An 18,538-nucleotide genomic window follows, 5' to 3' on the forward strand; every position below is an offset into this window, starting at 1 on the left:
AAACAGGAGCATCAGATGGAACTGACCAGCGTGTGGAAGGTGATCCGCGCTCGGTGGCGCATCGTCGTCGCGGGGATCCTCCTCGGGATCATCGGCGCCATCGGAGCAACCCTGTTGATGACTCCCAAGCACGAGTCCACCGCCCGGGTCCTCATCGGAACCTGTGGCGAGGGGTCGATCGACCAGTCGTACCAGTGCGGCATGTACGCACAGCAGCGGACCAGTTCCTATGTGTCGCTGGTAGACAGCGACATGCTCGCAGGCAGGGTGATCGGCGACCTGCACCTGAACATGTCCTCGCAGGACCTTCTCTCACGCCTGAGCGTCAAGGCGGAGCCGGATTCGGTCGTCCTCGACATCACCGCGACGGACACCGACGGCGGCCGCGCCCAATCGATCGCCAACTCTGCAGCCAAGCAGACCGGCCCCTTGATCCGGGAGGTCGAGAGGTCGGACAAGGGCGGCAACCCGTTCACCGACGTGACGGTCATCGACACCGCATCGGCACCCACCACGACCGGCTCCGGCATGCTGCCGAATGTGGCCTTCGGGCTCGTTGCCGGTCTCGTGGTCGGGCTCATCGCAGCCTTCATCCGCGAACGCTCCGACGCCAGCGTCAACTCGCGCGACGACCTCGCGGAGCGGGTATCGGTTCCGGTTCTGACCGGCGTCTCCGACACCGACTCGCGAGACTCGGCACGTCGACTGCGCGCGGAGGTCCTCGCCGGGCTGTCCGGTGACGACGCAAAAGTACTCGCCGTGGCCGGGGTCGAGGACCGCGCGAGCGCGACGACGGCGCGCGCGCTCGCTCGCGCCCTCGGCGAGACGTCGCCGAAGGTGCTCTTCGTGAACGCCGCTACGCCGGGCACCGCCGACGAACCGCAGGCGAAGGACGCTCCTGCCGGCCTGACGGACCTCCTGGCGGGTACGGCGACGGCGGACGACCTCGAGACGACCGCACATGAAGGCGCCGCGTATTCCGAGCTACCCCACGGATCCTCGACGACGGACCCGGGTGTCCTCTTCGCACCGACCGCAGTGCGAAAGGTCGTCGAGGCCATGCGGGGGCGGTTCGACCACGTCGTCGTCGACGTCGGTAACGCGCTCGACGGCGCCGCGGCCGATGTCTTCTCCACGCATGCCGACGGGACGATCGTCGTGGCACGCGAACGCCTCACGCGCAAGGGCGATCTGGTGTCCGCGGTCAAGCGCCTCGAGTCGCTGGGGAGCCGGGTGCTGGGTATCGCCCTGGCTCGCTAGTCGCGATTTCGAGCGGATCTGGATGTGGGGAGCGAGGGGATGTTGGAGAACGGGCCGCTGGTCTCGCTGCTGATTCCGGCGTATCAGGCGGAGCGCTTCCTCGGCGCCACGCTCGCCTGTGCGCTGGCGCAGACATATCCGAACCTCGAAATCGTGGTGCTGAACAACAACAGCACCGACAGCACACCCGCGATCCTCTCGGCAGTCCGCGATCCACGGTTACGAGTCGAGAGCAACTCGCAGACGCTGCAGCTTCCGGACAATTGGAACCGCCTGGTGGAACACGCGAAAGGCGACCTGATCAAGGTGCTGTGCGCGGACGATCTCATCACGCCGGACTGCATCGCCACGCAGGTCGCGGTATTGAGCGGGCGTGACGATGTGGCGCTGGTGTCCTGCCGCACGGACTTCGTGGACGAAGTCGGCCTACCCCTGCGGAACGATCGCGGACTGAGCGGTATCACGGGACCACGCACGGCGCGCGAGGTGATCAGGCGAGTCGTGCGCAGTGGCGGGAACCCGATCGGCCCGACAGCCGCGGTCATGTTCCGCCGCAACGATTTCGACACCGTGGGCGGGTTCGACGGCCGGTTCTACTTTCCGATGGAGCTCGAGCTGTGGACACGCTTATTGACGCGCGGCTCCTTCGTCGGCATCGACGCGACGCTGGCGTCGTTTCGTGTGAGCGCGTCGTCACAGACGAGCGGCACCAGCGCGCACGCGCAATACACCCAGCAGCGCGCCGTCACACACGGTCTCGTGCGCGATCCGCGATGGCGTATCACCGTCGGTGATCGCTGCATAGCGGCGGTGAACGCACAGTCCATGCAATTGCGACGAAACCTGCTGTATCGAGACGCGCGCCGCCGGGCGCGGCGCTGAACGCCTGTCGCCGTAGGGGTCTCGTCGCGGCCGAGCTCCGTCTGCCCGGTCAGGTATACGCGGCCGACGTACGCCAACCCTTGGACCCCCGGACCGCGTGTCGGAGCGTCCCGTCGTCCGTGTTCTCGACGACGGCGGTCCATCCTGGCGCCGGCCGGGTCCGGAAGTCCGCATCAGACACGGTCGTCCGTCCGGGCCCGGACACGAACTTCGTCTGCACCCCTTCGCTCGCGGAGACCGAGTGGAACAGCGAGGTACCGGTCAGGGAGACCTGGGCGAGATCGTTGCCCGCCGAAGATACGAAGGCGCCTTCGTCAATGGTCTGTCCAGCACGATCCAGCAGGCCGCGCACGCGAGACGTCGAGTTGCCCGACATGAGCAGCGTTCCCGCTGAGTCCTGCTGCTCGACCGCGGTCGAATAGTTCGTCCACCGACAGCCGGTCAGGTTCAGCCCTTCGCCCCGCTCGTAGCGGATAGACACCTTTCCGGGCGTGGTCCGGAAGAAGCGGCACGCACTGAACGTCACGCCCGCGGGACCCGTGGTATCGGTCCCGACGACCACGTCCTCGTTCTTGATGCGCTCGAAGTTGATACCGCCGAACCGCACCGTCCGCACCTCGTTACCGAGAATCCGAATACCGTTCGTGCATCCGGACCAGTCGCCACCATCCCATAGGAGACTCTCGACGGCGTCGTCGACCTGCACGGCGGTCTCATTATCGAAGGAGTTGCAGTTCGTCAGGGTGACCGGCGACGAAGGAGTGAACCGGGTCGTCGGGAACCGCCAGCCGGTTTCGCAGTCGAAAACACTTACGTCCGAATACTGGCACGCCCACGACGACATGTGCGCGACTCCCACGCCATGGCCGCGGATATCGATATCCCGGGCGCTGAACCTCGTACTCAGTGCGACATCGAGACCCACCGTTCTTGCGTCGGTCGCCGCATCGAGGGTGAGCCCCGATATCGACCATCCCGGACAATACGGTCCCCCGGGCTTTCCGTGCGCCGTGATCGATGCGGCCACAGAACGATTCCGGAGCCGCGTCGCACTGCGCCCCATGCCACGCATCGACACCTGGCCGTCGTTCGGAAGGGTGAAGCCCGAATGGTCGAAGACTCCTCCGGGCACGACCACCTCCGCGCCACTCCTGGCACCCTGCTCGAGGGCGGCTGTGATCCGCGCCGAATTGTCGTCCGCAGAACTCGAGGACGACAGGTCGGCCAAGACCGCACGCGCGCGCAGATCAACCGGTGTCGCAACAGGATCGGGGCTACACGATGCGACGACGGAGAGCCCTGCGGCCGTGCCCAAACCGAGTCCCGCCGAGCGGAGGAACCTCCGCCTGCTCTCGTCCTCCACGGCATGCTCCATCTTGTAGACTCGCCTTGTTGTCGTGCAGTCGAGAATAGACAGCGCAACCGGACAGTGCAGACAGTGGGGACGGATGACGACCAGGCGATTCGATCCGCCCCGCATGGGGGGTTCCACGCGCAGCCTCTTGCACGGCGCGTTCTGGGCGATTCTGTTGTGCGTGGCGTGCATCGCCGCCGGCGCGGCGGCGACGATCACGCCGTTCGCCATCGCCGGCCTGCTCGTGATCCTGCTCGTGGTAGGCACCCTGGCCTTCCCCGACTCGGCGTGGCGATTCCTCGCATTGGCCGCCATCGTCGTATCCCCCCAGGTATTCGCACCCGACGACAATCACCCGATCCCCAATAGCGACGCAGCCCAGAAGGCCGTCCTGATACTGGGGCTGATCTGCCTCCTGGTGACGCTCGGGGCACGGTGGTCCTGGATCGGCGGAACGGCGTTGACCGCGCTTGGCTTGAGTTCATTACTCGCCCTGCTGAAGATCGGCGGAATGATCGAGGTGGGGCCCTCGCCCGTGCTCCGCGCCGCAATCGGATTCGCCCTTCCCTGGTGCTTCCTGATGGTCGATTGGCGGAAGCTGGACCTGAGACGCGGGCTGCGGTTCATCGCCTACCTGCCGATCGTCAGTCTCGCCGGCGGTGTGGTCCTCCAACTGCTCGGCATATCCCCGATGCTCAGTCGCGAACAAGACGGCGCACTCCGGCTGCAGGACACCGCGATTCCCGCCCACCTCGCGATGATCGCGCTCGTAGGGATGACAGCGGCCCTGTTCGAGCTGACCCTCGACCGCACCGGTCCGGCGAAGGGGGCGCCGCTGGTGCACCGGGTTCCGGCCTTCGCCCTGGTGATCATCGACCTGGTAGTCCTCCTCGGCACGTCGACGCGCAGCCCCATCGCCGTCGGCGCCGCGGTCCTCGCCGTCTTCGTCGTTCGTGCCGCCTGGGCGCGATCGGACCTCGGCGGCCGCGCCAGACGTGGTGCCATGGCGATCGTCGGCGCCGCGGCGGTGGCCCTCATCGCGACCGTTCCCGAGTTGATCCTGCGCAGCCAGGGCAACAGTTACGAGGGGAAGTTCAACACCTCGGGCCGTGACCAGGCATGGAACTTCTTTCTCGATGTCGGCTCTGCCAGCCCTCTCACGGGGCGGGGGCTAGGCTTCTCGCCCCTTGCGGTCGAGCTGCTGAAACCCGTTGGCGTGCAGACCGCGTTCATCGCACCCCATAACGAGTACATCCACTTCTACGTCGACGGCGGCATCCTGTTCGCCACTGCGGTTCTCGGCTGCTTCGCGGCTGTATTCGTGGCCGCCGCCCGGTCCCAGACCGGGACGGCACGGTGGCTGGTCATCGTGCTCGGGATCGGAACCGCCTTCTACTCGTACACCGACAACACCCTGTCGACGCCCCAGTATCCGATCCTCGTATTCATGATGCTGGGCCTGCTCATCAGCCATCCGGCGAGCAGATCCGAATCGGACGATTCGCCACCACAGCCTGCCGAAGTCTCCCCGAAGGAGCCTGCTCGAAGCCCAGACATCGGGTGAACGCGCGCTTCCGCAGGTGGCTGGCCCGCGGAGTCGGCTCCGCGGTCATCGCGGTCGTGGCGGTGACCGCCGCCGGCTACCCGGTCTATGTCGCCCCGCGCACCGACGCGCCCACGCGCGCTGATGCGGTCGTCGTGATCGGCGGACCGGGTGCCGAGCGCTACACCTACGGGATCGAGCTGGCCGAGCGCGGCCTCGCGCCCCGGCTGGTGATCTCCGACCCCGATTGGGCATCCCATCAGATCGTGGGCCCCGTGTGCGCACAACCGAGCCGGCGCGGCTACACCGTCACCTGCTTCCGGCCGGACCCGCCGACCACGAAGGGCGAGATCAAGGAACTCAACAAGCTCGCGCACTCGGAACAGTGGCGGACCATCGACCTCGTCACGTTCACCCCGCACGTCTCCCGTACGCGGTACCTACTCGACCGCTGTTACTCCGGCGACGTGCGAGTCTCCGCGAATCCACAACACATCGGATTCGTCGAAACGGCATGGCAATACGTGTACCAGACCGCGGGGTACGCGCGCGCCCTGGTACAGCGGGGCTGCTGACCCGAGCACCTCGCGGCTCTAGACCAGGGCCCGACGCAGCCCGTCGTGCCATTCGGGAAGGGGCTCGAGGCCCCATGACTCCCACGCCTCCGGCGAGAGGACCGAGTACGCCGGCCGGCGAGCGGGCCTTGGGAACTCCTCTGTGGTGCAGGGGCTCACGCGCTCGGGGTCGGCGCCCACACCGGCGAAGACCTCGCGCGCTAGTTCGTACCAGGTCGCCTGACCCGTACCCGCCGCATGCAGGATGGCGCCCGGACGGGCTTGTTCGGCGGCGAGTCGCTCCGCGAGATCCAGCAGCCCCGCGGCGAGGTCTGAGGCATACGTCGGCGAACCGAGCTGGTCATCGACGACACGCGGATCGACGCCATCGGCCGCGAGCCGCCGCATGGTCCCGACGAAGTCACCCTCCCGACCCGAATACACCCACGCCGTGCGCACGACAACGGTGCGCGGATCGGCGGCCAGGGCCCGCCGTTCGCCGTCGCGTTTGGTTCTGCCATAAACGGTTTCGGGAACGCATTCGTCGTCGACGCGCCAGGGTCGGGGGTCGGCGGCCACAGATCCGAAGACGTAGTCGGTGGACAACTGCACCAGGCGCGCACCCGAGCGCAGACAGCGCAGCGCGAGCAGCTCCGGAGCGCGCGCGTTCAGTACTTCTGCGCCCTCGGCATCGGTCTCGGCAGCGTCCACGGCGGTGTACGCGGCGCAGTTGATCACGACGTCGTCCGGCCCGAACGCCAGCTCCTCGACCTGCTTCGGGCACGTCACATCCGCGTCGGCCCGCGTCAGGGGAACGATCTCGTGCGGGCGCGATCGACCGTGCTCCACCAGCCACGACCCCACCTGACCGCCCGCACCGGTGACGAAGACTCGCATATCGGGCAACCTACCGCAGGGACGCACCCAGCCGCGTGCCCGTGCCACAGTCACACTGTGACCACCCCCACGTTCTCTCTGCAACGGAGCGATGACATATTGTCTGGATTGCCAGATTGCGACACTTCGACGAGGAGTCCTTGTGCACTTCGCTCTACGGCGCCGCCCACCCGGACGCCACGAGACCATTCGCACCGGCGACGCCACCATTCATGTCGGCGAACTCGCACGTGGAGCCGTCGTGAAAGCAGCGGCAGCAGCCGGGATAGCGCGTAGAACAGCACGCGAACTCGCCGAGTCGGGCGATCTCGTCGGGTACTGGACGGTGTCTTCGCCCGACGCCTCCGGCGATGTGTCGGAGAACGCCACTCTAGTCCGGATCAACCGAGCAACCTCCGTAGCCGTCATGTGGCCGATCGGCTCCGCGGTCACGATTACGTCCGCACAGATCGCCCTCGTCCACCGACTGACCCGAGCACACCCCGCACTCCGCCATGTCAGCCAGTGGACATCAGATGCCGAAAACATGCTCGCCAAGACTCTCCTCGCTGCTGGGTTCAGACTGGACACTCGTCCCACTACTGCGTCAGATGCGTCAGCCAGGACGGATGGTCGGCTGTACACGCTGCCTGTCGGCAGCCAGACGTCCGATCTGAGAGGCTGAACCCGTGCGCGGAATCATCCTTGCCGGAGGCACCGGCTCCCGTCTGCACCCGATCACACTCGGGGTCAGCAAGCAACTCGTCCCTGTGTACGACAAGCCGATGATCTACTACCCGCTGTCGACACTGATCCTCGCGGGCATTCGCGATATCCTGATCATCACGACGCCGCAGGACCGAGACGCCTTTGAGCGCCTACTGGGGGACGGATCGCAGTTCGGAGTATCGCTCGACTACGCAGTGCAACGCTCGCCGAACGGGCTTGCAGATGCGTTCCGCATCGGCCGCGAACACATCGGTGGCGACAGTGTCTCCCTGATTCTCGGTGACAACATCTTCTACGGTCCTGGCCTCGGCTCTCAACTCAACCGATTCGATCGCATCGACGGGGGCGCGGTGTTCGCCTATTGGGTATCAGACCCCGAGCGCTACGGCGTCGTAGACTTCGACGGCTCCGGCAAAGCGACGAGCCTCGTCGAGAAGCCGACCGATCCATCTTCGAATTACGCTGTCCCAGGACTGTACTTCTATGACAATGACGTCCTCGAGATAGCTGCCGACCTGAAGCCGTCCGCGCGAGGCGAACTCGAGATAACCGATGTCAATCGGACGTACCTTGAACAGGGGCGCCTACAAGTAGAAGTGCTCCCGCGTGGGACGGCATGGCTCGACACCGGAACTGTCGACTCTCTACTGGACGCCGGCACCTACGTACGGACGATCGAACAGCGTCAAGGCCTACGCATCGGCATACCCGAAGAAGTCGCTTGGCGCCAGGGCTTCATCAGCGACGACGAGTTGCAGCGGCGCGCCGCACCATTACTGAAATCAGGGTACGGAGCGTATCTATTAGGCCTTCTAGAGCGGGAGGGACGTGCATGAATATGCAAACAAGAGAACTCGCGATCGCCGGAGCATGGGAGTTCACGCCGAAGCAGTTCGGAGACGCACGTGGCAGGTTCCTCGAGTGGTTCAAAGCCTCAGAATTCGAGGATGCCGTCGGCACGCCATTAACCTTGCTCCAGGCCAACTGTTCAGTATCTGCCGCAGGCGTGCTCCGCGGAATCCACTACACCGAAGACCCGCCTGGGCAAGCAAAGTACGTCACTTGTGTCCGGGGCGCCTTCCTGGACGTGGTCGTAGACCTCCGCCCGTCCTCACCCACATTCGGCCGATGGGACAGCGTGCTATTGGACGACGTCGATCGACGCGCCGTCTATCTATCTGCAGGGCTCGGGCATGCGATCCTCTCTCTAGAGGACGATTCGACGGTCATGTACCTGTGCTCGCTCGAATACTCGCCGGAGCTGGATCGCGATCTCGACGCATTCGATCCCACCCTGGCTATCGAGTGGCCGACGACCTCACGGGACGGCTCCGCTCTAAGCTATGTCCGGTCGAGTAAGGACTCGGCGGCGCCTGCCTTTGCTGACGCGTTCGGGACCGATGGACCTCCGCAATGAGTCCTCTTCCACCTGTTCTCGGTATACACGGCTACGGCCAGTTCGAAGGCAATAGGTGAGCGGAGTTCACACCCGAGGCCCACAGACTCACGGTTGGTTCGCCCTATGCCCGCGACCGGGTGTCTACTCCTCGTCGATCGCATCGGGAAGTGGGGCTAGAGATATTCTGCCACTTGTGACTATGCGTGTCTGACGCGCAAGTTCGCCGAGCTGGCAACGACGGTCCTCGCCTTTCAGAAGCACGCGACCGAGATTTCGAAGTTGAACTTCGCACCACAATGCCGCCGCCCCGCGTCGCGTGGTTGTGGCTACACATCGGTCACGGGCAATCCCTGCGATCACCGACGACCTGTCCAGCCAAGCGGGATGCAATGCCTCCTCGTAACCGGTCACCGTCAACGTGCCGGCATGATGCCATCGCGCAGTCAGCTCTCGGTCGACCCAAGCGGCGTCCGTCCGCGCGAGGATACGCAGCCACAGGTCCATCTCAGTCCAATGTTTGATCAGCGGATTGAACCCACCGACTGCCAGCGCGGTGTCACGCCGGAACATCACTGATGTCGGCTCCCCGATCCAGTTACCGTTCGCCTTGTGCAGCACGTATCGGCGAATAATCTCTTGGCCATCGTTGACAGCCTCGAGCGGCTCGAGCGGCTCGTGGATAGTCGAGTATTTTCGCGCCCAGTCGCCGAACTCGGTCTGAATCTTCCTGCGCGCGAACGCTAACCCGACGCGCCTGTCATCGAAACACGGCACTAAGGAACCGAGACAGCCGGGGAGTAGCCAGTCGTCGCTGTGGACGAACTGGATCAGCTGTCCACGAGCGAGAGTCATGGCCTTATTGTGACTGACAAGCCAACCAAGGTTTTTCTCGTTCCGAACTATCCGGATCCTACTGTCGTCGAACCCACGGATGACTTCGAGCGTGTCGTCGGTCGAGCAGTTGTCGATGACTAGGAGTTCGAAGTCATCGAAGCACTGTCGGTGAAGGATGCTCTCGACTGCCTGTGCCACTGACTGCTCACGATTATACGTGGGAACGCAGACAGTCAGCCGCATGCGCTCCCCCTCACATTCGACACCGCGAGCACCAATGCGTGTGCGATAAATCGTGCGATAACGTACCATATGTCCGTATCCTGCGGATACGCAACCGACGGGAGACACGATGGCAGGGCCCGGCCGGATCCAGAGCCTCCGCGTCGGGGCTCTCGCGCAGATCCTGCCGCTCGCGACTGGTTACGGAGCGAACCTTCTGGCCACTCCGTTCTTCGTGTCGCAACTCGGGCTCCACGACTTCGGCATCTGGGCAGTGACCGGCGCGATCGCCCAGTACGCGGGCCTGTTCGATCTCGGCGTCTCCCGCGCGAACACTCGATACGTCGCCCTCTACCACGCGCAAGGTCGCCGTGACCTAGAGGCGTCGGTGCTCGGCTTGAGCCTCGGAATACTCGGGCTCGTCGGCACGATCATCGTCCTGATACCGCTCGTCGCGTCGGACGTGATAGCCAGCGCACTGCATACACCCGACCACCACCTCGCCCGAGACGTAGCCGTCGCGGCCGCGGTCGTGCTGGTAGTCGGCTTGATCTCGCGCGCCCTAGTCGGTGCCGCTTTCGGTCGTGGCCGCCAGGTTGCGGGCAATGTCGGGTTGGCGGCCATGAGCTTGCTCCAGATCGGCGGTGGGATCGTCGGCCTGACCACCGGACAGGGCGGGCTCGAGCGCTTTGCCATCGGGACGGCATCCGGGGCGCTCGTCGGCTCGGTCGCGGTTGTGGGTGCCCTACTCCTCGACGAACGGACGATCCCGATCGGGAACCCCGTCCGCATCCCCGCACGAGAGATTCTCGCATTCGGCATCCGCGGCCAGGTGTCGGGCGCGGCCGACGTAATAACCATGCAGTCGGGCAAGATCCTCGCCGGTCTCACGGCTGGCCCTACTGCCGCTGGCGCGTACGAGCTCGGCAGTCGGCTCGCGCTGGGAGCTCAAGCGTTCGGCGGCGCCGCTGCCGTCGCCATGAACACACACCTGACTCATGCTTTCGCCGCCAGCGGGCTCGCGGGCATTCGCGCCGATTATCGACGCCTCACGACACGCAACGCCGCCACCGCGATGTTCCTCCCGCTACTGCTCGTGGCGACCGGCCCCTTCATCGTCCCCCTGTGGCTCGGACAGTCGATGCCGACAACGACAGCGGTCGTCTGTGCACTCGGGCTTGCGATCGCCGTTAACGTGTCGACGGGCGTGTGCAGCGCCGCCGCTTTCGCCGCGGGACGCACCTCGGCGATCGCGATCGCCGCGTCCTGCGAAGCAATCGCGGCGCTTGCCGCCGCGGTGCCCGCTGGTCTGGCGTTCGGGTTCCCCGGCATCGTTGCCGGGCTCGCACTCGTGATCGCAGTCGGCAACGTGCTCTCCGTGGCATACCTGCAACGGGGACTTGGCATCCCATTCTCGTGGTACCTGCGGGCCGTCGCCGGCCCGGCCTGTGCCGGCGGCACCGCGGTCTTGTGCTCGCTCGTCGTGTGGACGTCTGCCATTCCGGCAGACCGAGGGGCCGCACTGCTGCCATGCGTCATCACCACCTGCTTGTTCACAGCCGTCTACCTCGGGATCTCGTGGTACCGCGGGTACCTCCCCCGGTTCGGCCACGCCAGTCGGAGTCCCGGCGCTGGGAGCGACACCAACGATGCGCCGCGACTCTAGATGACTTTTGACCGATAACAGGCTATTTTTTGATCTCGAATAGCGCCTGACTTTCACACATCGGAACAGAGGTAGCATGGCCGGCAGATCAGTCGCGATCATCGGATCGCGCGGGTACCCGAGCTTCTACGGGGGCTTCGAGACCCTGGTGCGCCGGCTTGCGCCCCACCTGGCTGACACCGGCTGGGACGTGGCAGTGTATGGCCGCCCAGGTGCGACGGTGTCTCGCCCCGAGTTCGACCACCCTGGCGTGACATCGGTCACCACCCGCGGGATCGAGTCCAAGTCGCTCAGCACACTCAGCTTCGGCGCGACGTCCGTCCTGCACTCGATGACGCGTCGCAAACCCGACGTCGCACTCGTCCTGAACGTGGCGAACGGCTACTATCTCCCTGGCCTCCGCATGCGACGGATCCCGACAGTGGTCAACGTCGACGGAATCGAGTGGGAACGCGACAAATGGAGTGCACTTGGAAAGAGGGTCTTCCGTACTGGTGCGCTACTGACTGCACGGTTCGCCGACATCCTCGTCAGCGATTCGGTCGAGATCGGCGGCTACTGGAAACACAATTTCCGGCGCGACTCGGTGTTCATCCCGTACGGCGGCGATGTCCCGGCACCTCTACCCGCACCCGAAGGGCTCGCGTCGCGTTCGTATGCACTGGCCGTGGCCAGGTTCGTCCCCGAAAACTCTATACCCGAGTTCCTCGATGCGGCGGCGCTCATCGCGGAACGCCATCCTGTGGTTATTGTCGGGTCCTCGGGGCACGGCGGGCCTCTCGAAGAACGGGTGACCGCGCTGTGCGCCGGGAATGGCGACGTTCGGTGGCTGGGCCACGTGTCGGATGACGCGAAGCTGTTCGCTCTCTGGCAGCATGCCGGCGCGTACTTCCACGGACACAGCGTCGGGGGCACTAATCCGGCGCTTGTACAAGCAATGGCCTGTGCGGCGCCGACCGTCGCACGCGACACACTCTTCAACCGAGAGGTTCTAGGGGAGGCGGCTGTGTTCGTGGCACCTGAAGCGGGGGCGATCGCGTCAGCCATGAGTGAACTGATCGAATCGCCGGCGCGTGCAAGAACATTGGCGGACGGCGCGCAGCGGCGGGCAGCGGAATCGTACGCGTGGGAGAATATCTGCGCAGCCTACGAGAACACCCTCGTCGATGCGATCAGGCGGGGCGGGTGAACACTGTGACAGGCGGCACGCGCTCCGGTAGCACCCGCCGCGGCGTCGCACTCAGCATCTTCGCCGGATCGCTGAACATTATCGCGAACATCGCCATGTTCCCGGTCGTGGTGTCTCAGATCGGTGCCGACGACTATGGCATCTGGCTATTCATGCTGGCCGTGGCCTCGTACTTCTTCTATACCGATATCGGAATCGGCACTGCGATCGTATACTTCGGCGCCAGTGCGCGCGGCGGAGACCGGCGGTTCACCAGCGACGCACTCATATCCAACGGGCTCGCGTGGATCGGCTGCATAGCTCCCATCGCGGTACCCGCGTTCTTCACAATCGCCTTCGCGTACGCGCACACCCATGGCACACATCTGACGACCGGAACACAGGTAACAGTCGCCGTTCTGGGCGCTTCCGTCGTGGCGTCGATCGTCTTCCGCCCGTTCGAGTCGGTGCTCATCGGGTCTGGGCATGTAGTCCGCGACCGGATGAATCAGGTCGTTGGGACCGCGATCCGTGTCGTGACGGTCTTGGCGATGCTGCCGTTCGGGCTGACCGTTACGCAGGTTGCGGCAGCCGAAGCTACCGGGATGATCTTGCCTCCGGTTCTGGCTACGGCGTACGTGCTCCGCCATCGGATGGCCCGCCCCAGGCGATCAGAAATAACTCGAGCGAATATCCGCACCCTGTTCTCTTACAGCGCAAAATCTTTCATGGTCGACGCCTTGCTAGTCGGAACCCTACAGGCCGGCACGGTCATCGTCGGCCTGACACGTGGTCCCGCGTCAGCGGCATACTTCGCCATGGCGATGCGCGTGTTCAACGGCGCTGGCCAGGTACTCAACTGGGCGACCGCCCCGATCCGACCTGCTTTCAGCCGCCTGTCGCAACTCGATCGGCCCACCGCCGTCACGCTCAGTGGGGATCTACTCACCGTGGTGGCCACCGTCGGTGTCTTGACCATCGCCCCGTTGGCGTGGGCCACTCCCGCCTGGATTCCGCTCTGGGTGCCGGACGACGGGCTGGCGCTGGGCATGGTCGCGACGACAGTACTCACGCTCGTGGCCCTGCTGGCCAGAGCCGTACAGCTCCCAGTTGTACTGAGCGGAGATTCATTCGGCCGCCCCGGGCTCTCGTTCCCAGCAACACTCGGTGCGGCTGTGCTCCAGGTTGTTCTGGGAGTCTGGCTGACTCACTCATGCGGCATCATCGGGGCAGGCGTGGCAGTTGCTGCGGCCCTGTGGATCACGCAGCCCTGGTGTGCTTACGCCCTCGCTCGCGCTGTCGGTCCTCCACCTGCGCAGATGTTCGCGTGTCTTGCTCTCCCGGCGACAGTCGCCGCCGCGGGGAGCGCAGCTGCTCTGGCGACGGCCGCGGCAGCTGTCGGCATGCACTGGCCACCGGCATGGTTCGGCTGGGTGGGGTACGCCATCGGCGCGATCGCCGTGATGCTCAGCCCCGGCGGTCGAAACGTCGTCGAGAAAGCGCGCCGCCTACTGGATCTACCCATGTGATGACCGAGAGATGACCATGAGCAAACCAACCCATGACTACGGCGTCGTCGTGCTGTACTACCGCCTGGGCGACCGAGTGTTCGACACTCTCGAGGCTCTGTCGCGACAAACATCGGTACCCGCACAGGTCGTCGTTGTGGACAACGCGTCCGGTGACGGCGTGCTGGACGAGCTGCCGGCCCGCTTTCCATCTGCTCGCCTAGTCACCCTACAGGAGAACATCGGCTACTCGGCGGCGATGAACGCGGGGGCGGACGCCCTCGATCTCGCGCCGGCGAACGTTTTGTTCCTCACTCACGAGGTCCTCATGAGACCCGAGTGCGTCAGAAACCTGCTTGCGGCTTTCGACACCGATCCCACGCTCGGCATGGTGGGTCCGGCGCTGAAGCTGCACGGTACAGATCAAGCTTGGTCGTACGGCGGAATCGTCGACCGATTCGGTGAGGTCCGCCACATCACCGACGCCGGAGCCCAGCAAGCAGAATGGCTCGACGGAGCGTGCCTACTCGCGCGTCGCCACCAGCTGACCAGCGTAGGTGGTTTCGACACAGACTATTTCCTGTACTGGGAGGACGTAGACCTGTCTCTGCGCTTCGCTCGAGTGGGGGCGATAGGATGCGTGCCCGACGCCGTAGCATATCAAGACACGGCCACCGCGCCCATCTATTTCCGAACGCGGAATCAGATCCTGTGTTGGCGTAAGCATCGGCGGCACTGGTTTCTAGCAGCGTCATCGGCGAAGGCATTTGCGAAGGTCGCCATCGATCTGGGACATGGTCGCCACCTATACGCCTTCGTCCGCCTGCGCGCATTACTCGATGGATTCACGGGTAATTTATCTACCAACCGTAATCGAATGCTCAGGGAGACAATGATATGAGCGTGCGGATTGTCTTGATAAATCCACTGGACGACACTCTCCGACATTTCGAGACCGAGCTGATGGAGAGTCTCGCTGCGGCCGGCTATCACGACGTCGAATGGGATCGAGGGCCCCAAGCCGAAGGCCGCAATAATACCTGGTCGAAACTTGCGGTAGCGGCTCGAACAGTTGCGCACCGCCTTCGGCTCGCATGGACTACGACTAACAAGACGGTCCTCGTGGTGTGGCCGATCTTCGGCTATTTCGATATACTCACCACCGCGCTACTCACCCGTCGTAATCGCGTCTTCACAATCGTTCACGATCCCACACCGCTCCGAGAATCTTACGGCTACTCTCCCTGGGCACGAAGAGCCTTCGCTGCTACGGTTAGACGTACGCGAACAGAGATCATCTACCATACGGAGACCGCACGAGCGGCGGGCGTGAAGGCGACGGGCGTAAACGGGCTCGTCCTGCCGCACCCGATCCGTCAAGACGGCCCCGAGTCGATCGGCACCAACCGCACCACACCGCCGATCGTTCGGGTTGTCGGGCAAAACAAGCGAACTCGGTCTCTAAGTGCACTTACTCGGATCGCCAACGATCTACGCGACGAGGCCGTCCTGGATATTCACGGACGCGGCTGGCCAGACATGGACGGCTGGAATGTATCAGACAGATTTATTCCTGAGGACCGATTCGATCAAATCGTACGAGAAGCTGCTTGCATCGTCATCCCCTACGACGAGTTCTATCAGAGCGGCGTAGCTGTCCGCTGCCTAGAGGCCGGGGTGCCGGTTGTCGGCCCCCGCCATGAGCACATCGCCGAATTGTATGGGCACGACTGGCCGGGGCTGGTGGATGATGACGACTGGAGTGGAGCCATTCGCCGCGTTCTAGCTCTCGATCCGGCACACACTGAAGCTCGACGCTCCGCGGTGCGCGTCCTCGTACGCACCGCCTGGGCCGGAGCCCTCGATCGCTGATCCATAGCCGCTCCGGTCGAGGCCACGCTGCCCAAGAACGACCACGATGCCCAGCAACCCACCAAGCAACGTCGTCTCGGGCGCCCCGTTCGGAACCGGCGCAACGACACTGATCGCGAGTAGCCCGGCAGCGGCAGCGCCCAGAGCGACCTGGACCGGAGACCGCGGTCGACGTACCACTGTCACCAGAGGACCTAAGGCGAACCACGCAAAGGCCACGAGTCCCAGGAGGCCGGCTTTGAGCACAAGCCAAAGGTAGAAGTTGTGAGCGTAGTAGGGCGCAGAGTCGTTCTGGAACGTACCTGGAGCGCCTTCCGGTGACTTGTAGGCATATCCAAAACCGTGGCCGATCCAAATCGCGTCCGGGATCTCGTACAACATTCGGGCGTTCTCCTGGTCACGCCACTGGGTGGACCCATCGGTCGACCGCGCTTGAGACCCCAATCCGTCCAACACCCGACCGCCGTAGCTATTCGCCTGTTGCGCGACGAACCCGGCCCCTGGGATGGGGTCGAGTAGCGTACCCAGGCCCAGTCCGAAGGCAAGGACGATCGCCACCGCGCAGCAAGCGACTTTGGCCAGGCCGAAAAGAGATGCGGAACTGCGTAGACACACGAGTGCGAACGCCACCGCTACCGCAAGCCCGATCAAGTGGTTACGCGAGAACGACAGCACCATCAGACATCCAGCCGGAAGCACCCAGTACCAGAGTCGGTAGTCACGACGCGCACCACTGATTACCAGCACCAAGCAGATTGCGATCGTCGCCACCGCTAAGAAATCTGTGGGCGTAAGAAAACGGGTCGCCGCGCCTGTATCTGCCAGGTCTAACGATGCAGCTTCTGAGCGCCCGCCCAACTCCATTCCCGTGGCGAGAGACACCAGGACCATGGCAGCCGAAAACCAGAGTGTACAAAGCGCACCCGCGAGACACGCACGCTGCTGGCTACGGGTGGTCACTGAGCCGGCGACAAGAGTGGCCACAGCTCCGTAGAAAGGTAACCGAGCATCGGAGCCGGCCTTGTTGAGGTCTAAACCAGCTTGCAGGGACCACAGAGTCAAGCCTGCAACCACCGCAGCGAACGGAACAGCATAGCGGGCGACCCGTGCTCTGCGTGGCTGACACACCGCCCACACGGCCGCTGCAGCCAGGCACGGCTCTATCAGCTTTACTGAGAAGCCGCCGACCTCGAACTGTTGCGGTATCGCTGCCGGCAGCGCCGCGAACGCTACAAAGATCGCGACCGGAAGTACCAGGAATGCACGCTTCATCTCGCAGCTACCGGCAGCACCCCAAGGATGTGAACCCCGGAGTCACGCAGAGTGGTAGCGGTACGACGCAGTGCGGGTGTCTTCGAGCGCCCGACACGGGCAACGAGCAGAGTCGCCTGAGTATGCCCGCACATGCGACTGGTCTCGGCACTGTCGTCGACGGGCGCAGTGTCTACCAATACGTAGTCGGTGCGACTTCGTAAGTCATTGAGTAGTCGGTCCAGTTCTGGCGCAGCAAGAACAGCGCTGGGCTGACGGGAAACTTGTCCTGCTGGAAGCACTCGCACGCCAGCCTCGTCCGACGAACGGATCACCGATTCGAAGTCGACCATCTTCTGTCCGGCGCTCGCATCGAGTACCTGGGTGAGGCCCTCTGCATCCTCCGCGCCGACAAACGAGCTCACCGCCCGGGATCTGAGGTCGGCGTCGACGATCACGACAGATCTGCCTGCTTCGGCGAGAGCGCGCGCGAGGCTGAGCGTGATGGCCGCTGTGGGTGGAGCACCCGCCACTCCGGTCACCGAGAGGATGGTAGGTACTTCGTCATTACCACTTTCGCCTGCCAAGAGCTTCGAAGCGATCCGGCGGTATGCCTCTGCCTCTTCGCACGCGCTGCTGCCGAAATCTGGGGCTCCGCCACCAGCAGGCACCTCTCCCAGCTCGGCTGTGTCGGCGGCCTTGCCCGCATCGCCCGGATGGCGAACCACATGCGACCAACGATCGTATCCGACCGCAGCCCAGACACCGAGGATGAGTCCCAACAACGCCGCCATCGCCAGCGTACGTAACGGCTGCGGGGACGCGGGGGAGCTCGGAATCGTCGCAGGTCGGTCGACGACGACCGCGGTTGCCGGCGGATGACCGTCCGACGCATTACGAACGTCGACGAGCAGGCTACCGAGCTGCGCGGTCAGCCCGTTGGCGATGTGCGCCGACCGTGCGGCATCATGATCCGCAACCGTGACATCAATGAGTACAGTCTCGGGAACGAGAGTGGCGGTAACCTCGCTTGCGACCTCGTCGGGCGTCATGTCCAGCCCCAGAGCGTTCACTGTCCGCTGCGCGAGCTCCCGGCCAGCGATCAAGCGGACATACGACTGCATCTGTTGAGTCGTGTACATCCCGCCCTGGTACACGTCCGTGACCTGCGACGATGACGGAGCGGAAATGAATACTCTGGTCTTGGCCTCGTACGTGCGTGGCGCGGTTGCGACATACGCGGCCGCCGCCAGGACCGCGAGCGCAAGGACTGTCGCCGCGATCACCCATCGGGCGCGCAGCGATCGGATGAACCCGAGAGATCCCACCTGATATTCGCCTTCTACTGAAAGAACCGAGTTTCGATATAGTAAACTACAGTGCCTGCGGGCAATCCGACAGTTGGCCAAGTTGTCTTGGC

Annotated in this window: 16 protein-coding genes; 11 read left to right on the forward strand and 5 right to left on the reverse strand. The window is 64.3% G+C overall.

The genetic code is table 11. The features are described from left to right. Nucleotides 1–15 precede the first annotated feature (15 nt). Together P0W64_RS13785 and P0W64_RS13790 are read left to right on the forward strand one after the other, a co-directional pair. Nucleotides 16–1,260: a Wzz/FepE/Etk N-terminal domain-containing protein gene (locus P0W64_RS13785; protein ID WP_275480699.1), complete on the forward strand. Its 1,245-nt coding sequence runs from the start codon at nucleotides 16–18 to the stop codon at nucleotides 1,258–1,260. Between the two features lie 24 nt (nucleotides 1,261–1,284). Next, entirely contained in the window at nucleotides 1,285–2,142 is an 858-nt protein-coding gene (locus tag P0W64_RS13790; protein ID WP_275480700.1) for a glycosyltransferase, read from the forward strand. A 49-nt stretch (nucleotides 2,143–2,191) separates the two neighbouring features. Here the strand turns inward: P0W64_RS13790 and P0W64_RS13795 are convergent, their stop codons facing one another. After that, complete coding sequence (locus P0W64_RS13795; RefSeq protein WP_275480701.1) at nucleotides 2,192–3,517, reverse strand: hypothetical protein; 1,326 nt, start codon at nucleotides 3,515–3,517, stop codon at nucleotides 2,192–2,194. 73 nt (nucleotides 3,518–3,590) lie between these two features. Here P0W64_RS13795 and P0W64_RS13800 point away from each other — a divergent pair, with 73 nt between their 5' ends. Both P0W64_RS13800 and P0W64_RS13805 read left to right on the forward strand, forming a co-directional pair. Beyond that, the gene (locus tag P0W64_RS13800; RefSeq protein WP_275480702.1) at nucleotides 3,591–5,060 is read left to right on the forward strand and encodes an O-antigen ligase family protein; all 1,470 of its coding nucleotides are present in this window, start codon (nucleotides 3,591–3,593) and stop codon (nucleotides 5,058–5,060) included. Continuing rightward, a complete protein-coding gene (locus P0W64_RS13805; protein WP_275480703.1) occupies nucleotides 5,057–5,614 on the forward strand; it encodes a hypothetical protein in 558 nt (185 codons plus the stop codon). Before P0W64_RS13800 ends, P0W64_RS13805 begins: the two co-directional genes overlap by 4 nt. Before the next feature lie 18 nt (nucleotides 5,615–5,632). Here P0W64_RS13805 and rfbD read toward each other — a convergent pair whose 3' ends face one another. Further along, nucleotides 5,633–6,490 (reverse strand): dTDP-4-dehydrorhamnose reductase, encoded by an 858-nt coding sequence (rfbD, locus tag P0W64_RS13810; protein ID WP_275480704.1) that lies wholly within the window; start codon nucleotides 6,488–6,490, stop codon nucleotides 5,633–5,635. Between the two features lie 668 nt (nucleotides 6,491–7,158). Here rfbD and rfbA point away from each other — a divergent pair. Further along, nucleotides 7,159–8,034: a glucose-1-phosphate thymidylyltransferase RfbA gene (gene rfbA, locus P0W64_RS13815; RefSeq protein WP_275480705.1), complete on the forward strand. Its 876-nt coding sequence runs from the start codon at nucleotides 7,159–7,161 to the stop codon at nucleotides 8,032–8,034. A 2-nt stretch (nucleotides 8,035–8,036) separates the two neighbouring features. After that, nucleotides 8,037–8,615 carry a dTDP-4-dehydrorhamnose 3,5-epimerase gene (gene rfbC, locus P0W64_RS13820; protein WP_275480739.1) on the forward strand — a complete coding sequence of 193 codons (579 nt, stop codon included), beginning with the start codon at nucleotides 8,037–8,039 and terminating at the stop codon, nucleotides 8,613–8,615. 123 nt (nucleotides 8,616–8,738) lie between these two features. Here the strand turns inward: rfbC and P0W64_RS13825 are convergent, their stop codons facing one another. Then, nucleotides 8,739–9,674 carry a glycosyltransferase family 2 protein gene (locus tag P0W64_RS13825; RefSeq protein ID WP_275480706.1) on the reverse strand — a complete coding sequence of 312 codons (936 nt, stop codon included), beginning with the start codon at nucleotides 9,672–9,674 and terminating at the stop codon, nucleotides 8,739–8,741. Nucleotides 9,675–9,783: 109 nt separating this feature from the next. On the opposite strand from P0W64_RS13825, the gene P0W64_RS13830 reads away from it, so the two are divergent. From P0W64_RS13830 to P0W64_RS13850, 5 genes are all read left to right on the forward strand, one after another. After that, entirely contained in the window at nucleotides 9,784–11,319 is a 1,536-nt protein-coding gene (locus P0W64_RS13830; protein WP_275480707.1) for an oligosaccharide flippase family protein, read from the forward strand. A gap of 76 nt (nucleotides 11,320–11,395) precedes the next feature. After that, entirely contained in the window at nucleotides 11,396–12,508 is a 1,113-nt protein-coding gene (locus P0W64_RS13835) for a DUF1972 domain-containing protein (protein WP_275480708.1), read from the forward strand. Beyond that, nucleotides 12,505–14,016, forward strand: a complete 1,512-nt coding sequence (locus P0W64_RS13840; protein ID WP_275480709.1) for a hypothetical protein — start codon at nucleotides 12,505–12,507, stop codon at nucleotides 14,014–14,016. Before P0W64_RS13835 ends, P0W64_RS13840 begins: the two co-directional genes overlap by 4 nt. 16 nt (nucleotides 14,017–14,032) lie before the next feature. Continuing rightward, complete coding sequence (locus tag P0W64_RS13845) at nucleotides 14,033–14,896, forward strand: glycosyltransferase family 2 protein (RefSeq protein WP_275480710.1); 864 nt, start codon at nucleotides 14,033–14,035, stop codon at nucleotides 14,894–14,896. Next, complete coding sequence (locus P0W64_RS13850) at nucleotides 14,893–15,867, forward strand: hypothetical protein (protein WP_275480711.1); 975 nt, start codon at nucleotides 14,893–14,895, stop codon at nucleotides 15,865–15,867. Before P0W64_RS13845 ends, P0W64_RS13850 begins: the two co-directional genes overlap by 4 nt. Here P0W64_RS13850 and P0W64_RS13855 read toward each other — a convergent pair. Both P0W64_RS13855 and P0W64_RS13860 read right to left on the reverse strand, forming a co-directional pair. After that, on the reverse strand, nucleotides 15,778–17,139 hold the full coding sequence (locus P0W64_RS13855; protein WP_275480712.1) for an O-antigen ligase family protein: 1,362 nt from the start codon (nucleotides 17,137–17,139) through the stop codon (nucleotides 15,778–15,780). The genes P0W64_RS13850 and P0W64_RS13855 overlap by 90 nt on opposite strands. After that, complete coding sequence (locus P0W64_RS13860) at nucleotides 17,136–18,527, reverse strand: polysaccharide biosynthesis tyrosine autokinase (RefSeq protein WP_275480713.1); 1,392 nt, start codon at nucleotides 18,525–18,527, stop codon at nucleotides 17,136–17,138. The genes P0W64_RS13855 and P0W64_RS13860 overlap by 4 nt, the downstream gene beginning before the upstream one ends. Nucleotides 18,528–18,538: the final 11 nt, after the last annotated feature.

The organism is Tsukamurella sp. 8F (genome assembly GCF_029167375.1).
GTDB lineage: Bacteria > Actinomycetota > Actinomycetes > Mycobacteriales > Mycobacteriaceae > Tsukamurella.

Bases quoted from the DNA above. Each gene is read 5' to 3' on its own strand.
- P0W64_RS13785 (WP_275480699.1), top strand. From the start codon at position 16: ATGGAACTGACCAGCGTGTGGAAGGTGATCCGCGCTCGGTGGCGCATC.
- P0W64_RS13795 (WP_275480701.1), bottom strand. From the start codon at position 3,517: ATGGAGCATGCCGTGGAGGACGAGAGCAGGCGGAGGTTCCTCCGCTCG.
- P0W64_RS13800 (WP_275480702.1), top strand. From the start codon at position 3,591: ATGACGACCAGGCGATTCGATCCGCCCCGCATGGGGGGTTCCACGCGC.
- rfbD (WP_275480704.1), bottom strand. From the start codon at position 6,490: ATGCGAGTCTTCGTCACCGGTGCGGGCGGTCAGGTGGGGTCGTGGCTG.
- rfbC (WP_275480739.1), top strand. From the start codon at position 8,037: ATGCAAACAAGAGAACTCGCGATCGCCGGAGCATGGGAGTTCACGCCG.
- P0W64_RS13825 (WP_275480706.1), bottom strand. From the start codon at position 9,674: ATGCGGCTGACTGTCTGCGTTCCCACGTATAATCGTGAGCAGTCAGTG.
- P0W64_RS13830 (WP_275480707.1), top strand. From the start codon at position 9,784: ATGGCAGGGCCCGGCCGGATCCAGAGCCTCCGCGTCGGGGCTCTCGCG.
- P0W64_RS13835 (WP_275480708.1), top strand. From the start codon at position 11,396: ATGGCCGGCAGATCAGTCGCGATCATCGGATCGCGCGGGTACCCGAGC.
- P0W64_RS13845 (WP_275480710.1), top strand. From the start codon at position 14,033: ATGAGCAAACCAACCCATGACTACGGCGTCGTCGTGCTGTACTACCGC.
- P0W64_RS13850 (WP_275480711.1), top strand. From the start codon at position 14,893: ATGAGCGTGCGGATTGTCTTGATAAATCCACTGGACGACACTCTCCGA.
- P0W64_RS13855 (WP_275480712.1), bottom strand. From the start codon at position 17,139: ATGAAGCGTGCATTCCTGGTACTTCCGGTCGCGATCTTTGTAGCGTTC.